11 protein-coding genes are annotated in these 12445 nt (G+C 69.9%); 6 read left to right on the forward strand and 5 right to left on the reverse strand.

Annotated features, from left to right (window positions below):
• Window positions 1-65: 65 nt before the first annotated feature.
• Window positions 66-1172, reverse strand: a complete 1107-nt coding sequence (locus ACFV6H_RS31375; protein ID WP_385549022.1) for a TauD/TfdA family dioxygenase — start codon at window positions 1170-1172, stop codon at window positions 66-68.
• A gap of 187 nt (window positions 1173-1359) precedes the next feature.
• On the opposite strand from ACFV6H_RS31375, the gene ACFV6H_RS31380 reads away from it, so the two are divergent.
• From ACFV6H_RS31380 to sbnB, 4 genes are all read left to right on the forward strand, one after another.
• Window positions 1360-1578: an MbtH family protein gene (locus ACFV6H_RS31380; protein ID WP_384790069.1), complete on the forward strand. Its 219-nt coding sequence runs from the start codon at window positions 1360-1362 to the stop codon at window positions 1576-1578.
• Between the two features lie 158 nt (window positions 1579-1736).
• Complete coding sequence (locus tag ACFV6H_RS31385) at window positions 1737-2987, forward strand: MFS transporter (RefSeq protein ID WP_385549026.1); 1251 nt, start codon at window positions 1737-1739, stop codon at window positions 2985-2987.
• Window positions 2988-3081: 94 nt separating this feature from the next.
• Window positions 3082-4152: a 2,3-diaminopropionate biosynthesis protein SbnA gene (gene sbnA / locus ACFV6H_RS31390; RefSeq protein ID WP_385549029.1), complete on the forward strand. Its 1071-nt coding sequence runs from the start codon at window positions 3082-3084 to the stop codon at window positions 4150-4152.
• Window positions 4146-5144, forward strand: a complete 999-nt coding sequence (gene sbnB, locus ACFV6H_RS31395; RefSeq protein ID WP_385549032.1) for a 2,3-diaminopropionate biosynthesis protein SbnB — start codon at window positions 4146-4148, stop codon at window positions 5142-5144. Before sbnA ends, sbnB begins: the two co-directional genes overlap by 7 nt.
• Before the next feature lie 105 nt (window positions 5145-5249).
• On the opposite strand, the gene ACFV6H_RS31400 is transcribed toward sbnB, so the two are convergent.
• Window positions 5250-5636, reverse strand: coding sequence for a metalloregulator ArsR/SmtB family transcription factor (locus ACFV6H_RS31400; RefSeq protein ID WP_093589267.1), 387 nt, complete (start codon window positions 5634-5636; stop codon window positions 5250-5252).
• Window positions 5637-5798: 162 nt separating this feature from the next.
• Here ACFV6H_RS31400 and ACFV6H_RS31405 point away from each other — a divergent pair, with 162 nt between their 5' ends.
• Window positions 5799-7331 (forward strand): hypothetical protein, encoded by a 1533-nt coding sequence (locus tag ACFV6H_RS31405; protein WP_385549035.1) that lies wholly within the window; start codon window positions 5799-5801, stop codon window positions 7329-7331.
• 38 nt (window positions 7332-7369) lie between these two features.
• Here the strand turns inward: ACFV6H_RS31405 and ACFV6H_RS31410 are convergent, their stop codons facing one another.
• On the reverse strand, window positions 7370-8374 hold the full coding sequence (locus ACFV6H_RS31410; protein ID WP_385549038.1) for a phosphotriesterase: 1005 nt from the start codon (window positions 8372-8374) through the stop codon (window positions 7370-7372).
• A 593-nt stretch (window positions 8375-8967) separates the two neighbouring features.
• Here ACFV6H_RS31410 and ACFV6H_RS31415 point away from each other — a divergent pair.
• Complete coding sequence (locus tag ACFV6H_RS31415) at window positions 8968-10080, forward strand: M24 family metallopeptidase (protein ID WP_385549041.1); 1113 nt, start codon at window positions 8968-8970, stop codon at window positions 10078-10080.
• A 114-nt stretch (window positions 10081-10194) separates the two neighbouring features.
• Here the strand turns inward: ACFV6H_RS31415 and ACFV6H_RS31420 are convergent, their stop codons facing one another.
• Together ACFV6H_RS31420 and ACFV6H_RS31425 are read right to left on the reverse strand one after the other, a co-directional pair.
• Window positions 10195-11547 carry a M14 family metallopeptidase gene (locus ACFV6H_RS31420; RefSeq protein WP_385549044.1) on the reverse strand — a complete coding sequence of 451 codons (1353 nt, stop codon included), beginning with the start codon at window positions 11545-11547 and terminating at the stop codon, window positions 10195-10197.
• A gap of 281 nt (window positions 11548-11828) precedes the next feature.
• Complete coding sequence (locus ACFV6H_RS31425) at window positions 11829-12263, reverse strand: SSI family serine proteinase inhibitor (protein ID WP_093603535.1); 435 nt, start codon at window positions 12261-12263, stop codon at window positions 11829-11831.
• Between the last annotated feature and the right edge of the window lie 182 nt (window positions 12264-12445).

Below are 12445 nucleotides of genomic sequence, written 5' to 3' on the forward strand. Positions count from 1 at the left end.
TGGGACCGGGATGAGGACACCCGGTGATACGGAGCGGGACGCTCCGCCAAGGGACTTCGCCGCGCTTACGCCGGTGCGGGGACGGCGTCCGAGGGGGAGACGGCGTCCGAGGGCTCGGCCATGGCCACGGCGATCTTGCGCGGGCCGGTGAACGGCTCACGCGCGTGCGACGCCAGCATGTTGTCCACCAGCAGCACATCGTCGCGCTGCCAGTCGAAGCGCCGCAGCTCGGCGCGGTAGCAGCTGCGCAGATGGGCGACGATGTCGTCGGGGATGCGCTCGCCGTCGCCGTAGAAGGTGTTGGTCGGCAGCTCGTCCTCGGCGAACATCTCCCGCAGGCCCGAGCAGATCTCCTCGGCCAGCGTGGTCACATGGAAGAACGAGAGGTGGTTGAACCACACCTCCTCACCGGTGACGGGATGCGTGTGCACGGCCTTGCGGCGGGCCCTGGTGCGCAGCCCGTCGGCGCCCGTCCACTCGACCTCCACACCGTTGCGCGCGCAGTAACGGGCCACCTCGTCGCGGTCGTCGGTGTTGAACGCCTGCTGCCAGGGCACACCGAAGCCCTCGATGAAGTTGCGCACCACCATCCAGCCACGGGCCGCGAACTCCTCGCGTACGGCGGGATCGATGGCACGCAGCACCCGGCGGGTGTCGGCGAGCGGCGTCGAGCCCAGGGTCTCCGGAGGCCGTACGCAGTAGAAGAACAGTGTCATCGGCCAAGTGGCCTGGTAGGAGTTCTCGTTGTGCAGGAAGATCTCCTCGCTCGGCGGATAGTCCGTCGAGGTGTAGACCTGCCCTTTGATGGTGCTGCGCGGCGAGGAGCGCTCCGCGTAGGCGAGCGGCTCGCCCGACACGGCCCGTACGACGTCCTCGAAGCCCTCGACACCGCCGATGTCGAATCCGCGGAGCAGGACCGCGCCGTGCTCGCGCAGCCGTCGGCGGATGAACGGGCGGGCCTCCGGCAGGAATTCGGCCACCGGCGTGCCCGGCGTCCCGGCCGGCACGACGAACGGCAGAGTGGATCGTGTACCGGCGGTCGGCTCGGCGGTCGGCTCGGCGATCGCTTCGGGGCGCGGCTCGGGGCCCGGTCCGGGAGGCTCGGCGACGGACCACCGCCCGGAATCCGCGCGGGCGGGCGGGGCCTGGGGTGCGGATGAGTTCACAGTCATGCGCCTCAGCCTCAGCGGCGGGCCGCGCCCGAACGAGAGAACAAGCGGCAGCACTGTCGGCAGCGCGTACGCCCGCCACTCTGCGCTTTCTTCTCTGCAAGCCGCGCCGGACCACCGGCAGGCTCGCTTCCGTCGCCACCGATCACGTGGCGTCCATGACGCGACCGTGAAGCCGAGGAGGGCCGCCATGGCCGAGGAACACACCGACGAGCGTATGCACCAGGTCGTCGTGAACGACGAGGAGCAGTACTCCCTCTGGCCCGTCGACCGGGCCCTGCCGCTCGGATGGCACGCGGAGGGCACGCAGGGCAGCCGGGCGGACTGCCTGGCCCATATCGGCACCGTCTGGACCGACATGCGCCCGCTCAGCCTGCGCCGCGAGATGGACGGCGCCGTCCAGGCCTGAGCCACTTTGCCTGTCCTGCCCGCCCTGACCGCCGTACCCGTACCGGACCCTGCTGGCCGAGGTGCCTGACTGATGAATATGCCAAGGACCCACGAACGAGGTCTGCCGGGCCGGTACGCCGAAGGGCGAGTACCGGCCACCGCGGGAGGCGATACGCGATGACCACCGTCGCCAAGTCGCCGCCCGACGGCCCGGTGACACCGCTCCACCGCAACCGTGACTTCATGCTGCTGTGGAGCGGCTCGGCCGTCTCCATCGTCGGCTCGACCGCCTCCACGGTCGCCTATCCGCTGCTCGTACTCGCCCTGACCGGCTCGGCGTCCGACGCGGGCATCGCCGGCTTCTTCGCCCTGCTGCCCACCCTGCTGTTCCAGCTTCCGGCCGGTGCGCTGGTCGACCGCTGGAACCGTAAACGGCTGATGATCTGGTGCGACGTACTGCGCTGCCTCGGCGCCGCGAGCATCGTGGCGGCGATGGTCCTCGGCGAACTGCGCCTGACGCACATCCTGATCGTCGGATTCGCCGAAGGCACCTTGTCCGTGTTCTACGGACTGGCCGCGCACGCGGCCGTCCCGAATGTCGTCGGCCCGGGCCAGCTGCGCCAGGCGCTCTCGCGCAACGAGGCACGCGGCCGGGCGGCCACCATGCTCGGTACGCCGCTGGGAGGCATCCTCTTCGGCGTGGGACGCTCCGTACCGTTCCTGCTCGACGCCGTGTCCTATCTGGTGGCGCTGGTCGGTCTGCTGCTCGTACGCAAGGACTTCGAGGCGGAACGGACCACCCGGCGCAGCGGCGGGATGGCCTCCCAGGTCTGGGAAGGGCTGGTCTGGCTCAAGGACCAGCCGTTCGTACGGGCCACCACTCTGCTGGTCGCGGGGAGCAACTTCCTCTTCCGCGCTCTGTTTCTGATCGTCATCGTGATGGCCACCGCCGCCGGGGCCTCCTCGGCCGGGATCGGCATCATGATCGGCGCCGCCGGAGCCGGCGGCGTACTCGGCTCGCTCACCGCCACCTGGTTCGGCCGCAGATTCTCGCTGGCCGCCCTGGTGATCGGGGCGAACTGGGTCTGGGCGCTGCTGATGGGCGTCATCGTGTACGCCGACCATCTCGTGGTCCTCACGGTCGCCTACGCGGCGATGTGGTTCGTCGGGCCCGTCTGGAATGTCGCGGTCGGCAGCTATCAGCTCGCCATCACACCGGACCGGCTGCGCGGCCGTGTCCTCGCGGCGACCAGCATGCTGTCCGCCGGAGCCCTGCCCATCGGCGCGCTCGTCGGCGGACTGCTGCTGGACGCGGTCGGGCCGCAGCGGGCCGCCGCCGCCCTCGCGGTCTGGATGGTCCTGCTGGCCTGTGCCGCGACCTTCTCCCGCTCGGTACGGCGGAGCACCGCTGACTCGGTGGATTCCTGACAAGACCGATGCACTGCCCCGATGCACTGCCAAGGAGGAACAACCGTGTTTCGCACGATGCTCGGACCGCGACTCCCCGGGACGGGGACGAGTCATGCTGGCGTTTGACACCGGATCCGTACGACCCACCGGAGCGCCCGGAACCGCGGGAGTGCTCGGGACCATCGGAGCCACGCCGCTGGTCGAACTCGTCAGGCTCGACCCGTCCAGGCCGTTCCGTACCTACGCCAAGCTGGAGGCGCACAATCCCGGCGGCAGTATGAAGGACCGGTCCGCGCTGGAGATGCTGCGCGAGGGCATCCGCGACGGCCGGATCGTTCCCGGTCGTTCGGTCGTGGTCGAGTCCAGCTCCGGCAATCTGGGCATCGGCCTCGCCCAGGTGTGCGCGTACTACGGAATCCGGTTCATCTGCGTCGTCGATCCCCGGACCAACCAGCAGAACGTGGCGATCATGCGGGCGCTGGGCGCCGAGGTGGAGGTCGTACGGGAGACCGATCCGGCGACCGGCGAGTACCTTCCGGTCCGTATCCGCCGGATCCGTGAACTCACCAGCCTGATCCGGCACGCGTACTGGCCCGACCAGTACTCCAATCCGCTCAATCCGCGGGCCCATCAGAACACCATGGGAGAGATAGTCGAGAGCCTTCCCGGCGGACTCGACTACCTCTTCTGCGCGACCAGTTCATGCGGCACCCTGCGCGGCTGCGCCGAGTATGTACGGGAGCACCGGCTGCCGGTGACCGTGGTCGCGGTGGACGCCGAGGGCAGCGCCATCTTCGGCAATCCTCCGGGCCCACGGCTGATCCCCGGCCATGGCGCGGCGGTGCGTCCCGGCCTCTACCGCGACGGTCTGGCCGACGAGGTCGTCCATGTCGCCGATCTGGACTGTGTGGTCGGCTGCCGCAGGCTCGCCTCCCGCGAGGCCATCCTCGCCGGCGGCTCGACGGGCGCGCTGATCGCGGCCCTCGGCGCCATGAGCGGGCGTATCCCGGCGGGCTCGAACGTTGCGCTGATCCTGCCCGACCGTGGCGAGCGGTATCTCGACACGATCTACAACGACGACTGGGTCACTCGTCACTTCGGTGATGTGTCACACCTGTGGAAGGAGAAGAAGTCCGAGATGTCCGAGACCGAGATGTCCCAGTCGGAGGTGGCGCCATGCTGATCCTGGGAGCCGAGGACGTACACCAGGTCCTCGACGGCGCTGAGAAGGATGTCCTGGAAGTGGTCCGCCGGGCCTATGTGCTGCACGACCAGGGCCGTACGGCGCTGCCGCACTCGGTGTTCCTGCGTTTTCCCGACGACCGGCGCAACCGGATCATCGGACTGCCCGGCTATCTGGGCGCCGAGACGCCGGTGGCCGGAGTCAAGTGGGTCTCCTCGTTCCCTGGCAATGTCGCGGCCGGTCTGCGGCGCGCGTCGGCGGCGATCATCATGAACTCGATGGCCACCGGAATGCCCGAGGCGTTTGTGGAGGGCTCCGTGATCTCGGCGCGGCGCACCGCGGCGAGCGCCGCACTGGCCGCCGCCACGCTCGCGGCGCGGACACCCGACACCGGTGTCTCCCTGGTCGGCTGCGGCGTGATCAACTTTGAGGTGCTCCGCTTTCTGCGGACGGCTCTGCCGGATCTGGCGGAGGTCACGCTGTTCGATCTGGACCAGGACCGCGCGCGCTCGTTCGCCGACCGCTGCGCCGGACAGTGGCCCGATCTGAAGGTCTCCTCGGCCGGCTCGGCGGACGAGGCACTCGCCGCGCACCGTCTGGTCAGCCTTGCCACCACGGCCGCCACACCGTATCTGACCACCGACGCCTGCCGTCCCGGCACGCTGGTGCTCCATCTCTCCCTGCGGGATCTCACCGCGGACTCCGTTCTGGCGGCGGTCAATGTGGTGGACGACGCCGACCATGTCTGCCGTGAGGCGACCTCGCTCCATCTCGCCGAGCAGCGGACCGGCGGTCGCGACTTCATCCAGGCGCCGATCGGCGCCGTCCTCGCGGATCCGGACGCGGGCCCGCGCTCCGAGGACCGGATCACCGTCTTCTCGCCGTTCGGTCTGGGCGTTCTCGACCTGGCGGTCGCGGATCTGGTCCGCCGCAGGGCGGAGGCACTCTCGCTGGGGACACGGCTGCCCGGTTTCCTGCCGGCGCCCGACTGATCCGTACGCGCGATCTGTGCGCGTGGTCCGTACGCGTGATCCGTGTGCGCGGTCCGTGTGTGACGGCGAAACCCGCCTCTCGGGGCGGGTTTCGTATGTGCGGGATCAGCCGCTCTCGGTCGGTACCGCCTCGGCCGGAGCGGCGTCGCGCAGTCCCAGCCGCAGATGCTCCACATGGTAGAGGGCCTGGTCGAGAAGCTCGGCGACATGGTGGTCGTAGAGGGCGTAGATGATCGAGCGGCCCTGGCGCTCACCGGTGACCAGTCCGAGATTGCGCAGCAGACGGAGCTGATGGGAGCAGGCGGACTGTTCCATCCCGACGGCCTCGGCGAGTTCGCCCGCCGCGCACGAGCCTTCCTGGAGGCGGGCGAGGATCCGCAGCCGGGAGGGAGTGGCCAGGGCCTGGAGGGTCGCGGCGACATCGGCCGTCCCTACGGTGTCCAGGCGTTCGCGGGTGGTGGCGGTGTTGGTGGCGTCGACTCCATGGCCCATGCCGTCCATCCTAGCGATGAGAAATGAAGACATGTTCATATATTCCTGGCGTGGCTGAGATTCCTGCGCCCGCCCTGCCGCCGTCCCGCTCCGCCGCCGTCCCGTCCTCCGGGTGCCGTGTCCCGATGGTGGCGCGGGCGGCGCGGATGCAGCGTGGTGCGTATGGCAGAGATCTCGGCCGTGGCGTCCGGCCCACAAGGGAAGGAGTCCCGGCCCCGGGGAGACCGGGCGAGCGCCCGTGAGCTCGGTCTGCTGGCCGCCGTCGCGGGCGTCTACACACTCGTCCAACTCACGCTCTTCGTGCCCGGATCGGGGCTCGGCTGGGACGAGACGGTGTACGTCAGCCAGGTCGCCCGGGACGCGGAGGCCGCGTTCTTCAGCGCGCCGCGCGCCCGTGGCATCACCTTCCTCGTCGCGCCCGTCACCTTGCTGACCTCGTCCGTCGGCGTACTGCGTATCTATCTGGCGCTGCTCTCGGGCGCCGGCCTTTTCTGCGCGCTCCTGGTGTGGCGGAGGCTGCTGCCCGTACCGGTACTCGCCGTCGCGGGCGCGCTGTTCGCCGGGCTGTGGATCACCGTGGTCTACGGTCCGCAGGTCATGCCCAACCTCTGGGTCGCGCTCGGCGCGCTCTTCACGGTCGGCTGCTTCCTGCGGGCCGCGCGCGACCGGTCCGACCGCCGCGCCCTGGCCGGGCTCGGCGCGGGAGTGGCGTTCGTCGCGCTGATGCGCCCTTCCGACGCCCTCTGGCTCGCCCTGTCGCCGGCCGCCGCCACACTGCTGGTCGGGGCATGGCGACGGCCCGTCCTGCTGCTGACGCTCGCGGCGGGCACGGTGCTCGGCTGTGCGCCGTGGGTCATCGAGGCGTACACCGCGTACGGAGGTCTCCTCGCGCGTCTGCGCCGGGCGAGCGAGATCCAGGGAGACATGGGCTGGCATCTCGCCTTCGGCGACCATCTGCGCGCGCTCGACGGGCGGTTGCTGTGCCGTCCCTGCGATGTGCCGTGGCGCCGGCCGGTCACCGCCGTGTGGTGGGTGGTCCTTCCGCTGCTCACCGCGGGCGGTGTGCTGGTCGGCTTCCGCCTGCGGCGACGGGCCGCCGTTCTGGTGCCGACACTGACCGGTCTCGCGCTGGCGGTCCCGTATCTGCTGCTGATCGACTACGCCGCGCCGCGCTTCCTGCTCCCTGCCTACGCGCTGCTCGCGCTTCCGGTGGCGGTGTGTCTGGTATGGCTCGTCAGATCCGCACGGATCGGCGGCTCCGGGCGTCCGCGCCTGCTGGTGATGAGCGTCCTCGCGGTGGCGCTGACCGGGCATCTCGCGATCCAGTACGCGGTACTCGACGGTGTCGCCGCCCGCAGTCGCGCCGTCCGGGTGGCGTTCGGGCGCGTGGCGGCGGAGCTGGACCGTCAGGGCGTCCGGCCGCCCTGTGCGATCAGCGGTGCGGAGGCCGTCCGTATCGCCTTCCGCACGGGCTGCGCGTCGAGGCAGACCGGCGGTCATGACGCGAGCATCACTCCGGAGGGGCTTCTCGTAGCCGCCCGCGAACGGCCGGTGGCCGTCGTGGTGGCGGGAAAGGACGAGCCACCGTCGTACACGCACGGCTGGCGGCTCCGGCGCCTGCCGGATCTGCCGGACGGGCGCGACTGCCGTGCCTATCTGTCTCCGTCCACCGGGCCTGTCACCGGAAGTCGATGACCTCGCGCGCTTCCGGAGCCCGTCAGCTCGTCAGCCCGTCAGTACGCGCCTCGGCATTCGAGGATCCGTCTCGGGTTGTCGACCAGCATGGTGGTGATCTGCTCCTCGGTGACTCCCCGCCGACGCAGCGCGGGCAGTACCTCCCGGAAGATATGCAGATAGTGCCAGTTCGGCAGGAGGACGGGCAGATCGCGCATCGGCAGCCAGTCGAGATAGCAGGAGGCGTCGTGCGCGAGCACGATCCGGTCCGTGTAGCCGCGCGCGCATAACGCGGCGACGGTCTCCACCCGCTGTTCGAACGGCAGCAGTACGTCGAGACCGAAGCGGTCCATACCGAGGAAGGAGCCACGGTCGGCGATCGACATCAGATAGTCCAGATCGGCGGTGTCACCGCAGTGACCGATGACCACCCGCGTCAGATCGACGCCCTCGGCGGCGAACACGTCCTGCTGCTCGATACCACGCCGGGTCTGCGCGTGGGTGTGCGTGAGGATCGGTACGCCGGTGGCCCGGTGCGCCTGGGCGACCGCCCGCAGGACCCGCTCCACACCGGGAGTCACACCGGGCGCGTCGGTCGCGCACTTGAGGATGCCGGCCTTCACTCCGGTGTACGCGATGCCGTCGGTGATGTCGGCGACGAACATCTCCACCAGAGGCTCGTCACCGCCGAGCAGTGTGCCGGGACCGCGCAGACTCAGAAAGTGCGGGACGTCCTCGTAGGTGTAGAGCCCGGTCGCCACGACGATATTGAGGTCCACGCGCTCGGCGACCTTCTGGATCCTCGGGATATGGCGGCCGAGACCGATCACCGTCGGGTCGACGATGGTGGAGACGCCCGTGGCGGCGAGCTCCGTCAGCCGCCGGACCGCCTGTGGCACGGCCTCGGCCTCATGGAACCCGGCGCGGTCGGGATGGTTGGTGATGAACTCGGGATTGAGGACGAAGATGTGCTCGTGCATCAGGACCTGGCCCAGCCCGCCGACCGGCACGGGTCCACGGACGGTGTTCACTTCGGCCGTGGCAGAGGCGGTTTCGTACAGCATGTCGGGCTCCCGCATGACGCGTGGACGCACGGCGATCGGCCGCGCTGAGGACGGACTGGCGTACCGAGGACGGACTGGCGTACTGAGGACGGACTGGAAAGGGCGGGGCTCACACGGCTCGGCCGGTCGGGCCGCCGTACGGCGCGGCCGGTCGGCCGGCGGAGCCGCCCGCCGCAGACACCCTCCACCTCTGTGAGACACGGTGCTCTCCGGGACCAGTGGGCCCATGAGCACCCTCGCCTACAGACTTGCCGCCACCGCCGGCCCTGTGAAGGCGCATCCTCCCGGCGCTTGGCGCACACGGTCCTGTCATCGAACACATCGAAGCGCCCCCTGCTTCAGCGGCACCCCGGCCCCGCCGACCGCGCGCCTCTCCTGAGCCGACGCCGGGCCGAGCCCGCGCCGGGCCCCATGCACACCGGCCGCGCCCCGGTCCTGCGCCTGGTCCCGTGCCCGGCCTTGCGCCCGGTCCTGCGCCCCGTCCCGCGGGCAGCCGGGAGACGCCGATACGCTCGGCCAGGATCTTGGCCGGCTCCGGCCGTCCCAACGACGCATCGTCCAGAGGTTTCTCGACCGTCCCGGAAGGCCCGCTGATGACCACGGCAAACTTGCAGGCAGACCGACTCGACCGGGCCAGAGAGGCCGCGTCCGCCGCCGGGATCGACGCCCTGCTGGTCTCGCCCGGCGCCGATCTGCGCTATCTCACCGGCTATGACGCACATCCGCTGGAGCGGCTCACCTGCCTGGTCCTGCCCGTCGACGGCGAGCCGTTCCTCGTCGTACCGGCCCTGGAAAAGCCCGCCGCCCAGGCCTCGCCCGCCGGGCGGCTCGGAATCGAGATCACCGGCTGGAACGAGACCGACGATCCGTACGCCCTGATCGCCGCGCGGCTGCCGCGCGCCCTGAACCGCGTGGCCCTCGACAATCGGATGTGGACCGAGAAGTCGCTGGCCTTCCGGGCCGCGCTGCCCGGTGCCGAACAGGTGCTCGCGGGTGATGTGCTGTACGCGCTGCGGGCCCGTAAGTCCCCGGCGGAGGCCGAGGCGCTGCGGCGCGCCGGAGCGGCGATCGACCGGGTGCACTCCCGGATGGGCGAGTGGCTGCGCCCGGGCCGTACCGAGCGCGAGGTGGGCCGGGACATCGCCGACGCGATCATCGCCGAAGGGCATGTCCGGGTGGACTTCGTGATCGTCGGCTCAGGACCGCACAGCGCCAGCCCGCACCATGAGCTGTCCGACCGGCTGATCGAGGCGGGCGATCCGGTGGTCGTCGACATCGGCGGCACCACCGAGGAGGGCTACTGCTCCGACTCCACCCGTGTCTACGCGCTGGGCGAGCCGCCCGAGGAGTTCCGCCGCGCGTACGAGGTGCTGCTGCGCGCCCAGCGCGCCCAGACCGACGCCGTACGGCCCGGCCTGCGCGCCCATGAACTGGACGCCATCGGCCGCGATCTGATCGCCGAGGCCGGCTACGGCGCGTACTTCATCCACCGGACCGGTCATGGCATCGGACTGGAGAGCCATGAGGAGCCCTACATCGTGGCGGGCAATCAGCTTCCGCTGGAGCCCGGGATGGCCTTCTCCGTCGAGCCGGGCATCTATCTGCCCGACCGTTACGGAGCCAGGATCGAGGACATCGTCATCTGCACCGAGAACGGCGGCGAGCGGCTCAACCGGACCAACCGTGAACTGGTCGTGCTTTCCTGACTCCCGGCTTCCCGGGCCATGGAACAGCCGGGTGGTACGGAATCGGTGGGCGGTACGTGGACGCCCTCGCCGGCGGCGAGGGCGTCCCTTCGTTCCTACCGCGCCGGATCGGGATCAGCAGTACTGCGCCTGCTTGCCGATGGAGCGGTACATGCAGTCCGCGTTCTCCAGGAGCTGGAACACCGCGTCGCGGTTTCTGCTCGTCTCGCGGTCGATCACCTCGTCGGGCGGGTAGAAGCCGCCGCCCGAACTCGACGACGGATACATCTCGAAGGTGTACGAGAAGATCTTGTACGTGCCCCACAGCCAGTCGTCGATCGAGCCGTCCGTGATGTAGAGATCACTGGCCTGCTCGGGCGTGTAGCCGTTGCTCGCGGCCATCTTCTGGCCGACGGTCGCGAAGGCGTTGCGGTCGTCCAGCGTCATACCGGTCGTGGTGTCCGCGGTGGTGTAGCCGAAGGGCCAGAGCACCAGCTCGCTGTAGGTGTGGAAGTCGATCCCGGCCTTGATCTGCTGCACACCGCCGATGACCCGGCTGCGTACGAAGTTCGCCACGACCTTCACCTCGGGCGCGGACTCACCCGCGCTGCCCCGGTAGGTGTCCGAGGACGGGCTGCTGGAGGAGCCGCCGCAGCAGCCCCACCGGTACGCCCAGTTGCGGTTGAGGTCCGTACCGATCGCGCTGGAGCCCGAGTTGGGCTGGCGGTTCTTGCGCCAGCTCCGGTACGAGCCGGTGGCGACGTCGTACTCACCGCCGTCCGGGTTGAGGTCCGGGACGATCCAGATCTCACGGCTGTTGACCAGGTTGGTGACCCGTGAGTCGGTGCCGTAGTCGGAGGTCAGCTCCTTGAGCAGATACAGCGCCATCTCCACGGTGAGGTGCTCACGCGCGTGCTGATGGTGGGTGAAGAGAACCTCGGGCTCGTTCTCGTCGGTGGCGACATTGTCGCTGATCTTGAGGGCGACGATGTTCCGGCCCTGGTACGAGGTGCCGATCACCCGCTGGCTCACCAGGTTGGGGTACGCCGAGATGACACTGCTGATCTCGCTCGTCATCTCCGCGTAGTTGTGGTACTTGGAGTCGGCGGAGGGAAAGTCGAACGGCTCGATGACACCGTCGAGGCTGCGGTCGGGCACGGCGCCCAGCGGTGTGGGCTCGTAGCCGAGCGCGCGGAGCTTCTTCGCCTGCGCGGGATCGGCGGAGACGACCACGGTCTCGCTGTCCGACTCGTCGATCGTCACACCGGTCCTGGCGAGCGCGGTACGCGTCGCGGAGGTGGCGTGCATCTGGATCTCGTACTGCCTGATCTCCTCGTCGGCCGCCTTGGCCCTGGCGGCGGCGGACGGAGGAGTGGAATCGGCGTTGGTGGCCGTGGCGGTGATGCCAAGAGCCAGGGTCAGCAGGGCGGCCAGGGTCGCTGTCCGTCTGCGCCCGGTGCTGCCGCTTGCGCGTGTTCGGAGCCGCATGAAGTCTCCCGGGTGTGGAGTCGTGGGGGGTGCTGCTGCGACGCGCCCTGTGCGGGTTGGATGAAGTCGGGCCGTCCGGGGCCATCCTGCGGGCATGACATGAGCCGGTCAAGAGTGCCAGAGCGGCGGGTGGTACAGGCCCTGCTCGCGGCGGCTCCCGCCGCCCGGTGAGCGGTACGGGGACGGGAGCACGTCGCGGCCGGGTGCCCGGCTCCGGACATTCGGTTCCGTGGGATCAGATTCCGTTGGATCAGATTCCGTGAGATCAGGGTGCCGTGGGATCAGAAGCTGAAGACCGCGCCGCTTCCGCTGTCCTTGGCGCACGGATTGCCGAAGGTGTGGGCGTACGAGAAGCGCTTGCCTTCCCAGACACCCTCCGCCGTCACGGTCACCGGATTCCACTCCTTGCTGCACACGGCGCGTGAGCCCCGGGTGGTGATGGTGTCCAACTGGGCCCGGGTGGCGCGCAGTTCCGCACAGGCGCCGGTCGCGTCCGGATGTGTGCCCGACGAGGTGGGCGCGCAGTTCAGTGTCACGGCGCGCAGCACCGTACCGGTCGTGGCGCTGTCTCCGGCGGTGATGCCGAGCACCAGGGCGGACGGCGCGTACAGACTCTCCGCGCCGATCTGTGCCGCGCTCGCCGCGCCGGTGCCGGGCAGCGTGGTGAACGCCAGTGCGGTGGCCGTCAGCGCCAGACCTCTTGCGATGGACCGCATGCAAAGACTCCTTGGGTCGAGGGTTCGGTAAAACGCAGGCAGTCTTGCCCGCCTCGACCCGGAATGCGCGACGCCACCACCAAATCTGGTCGCTCCGAGTGATGGTATGAGTGCGGTTTGTGGCGCAGTCAGGTGCCGGACCGGTCGGACCGGTCGGGCCGGCGCCGGCGATTCCGACGGCG

Origin of the sequence: Streptomyces sp. NPDC059743 (assembly GCF_042732975.1) — a bacterium.
Taxonomy (GTDB): Bacteria; Actinomycetota; Actinomycetes; order Streptomycetales; family Streptomycetaceae; genus Streptomyces.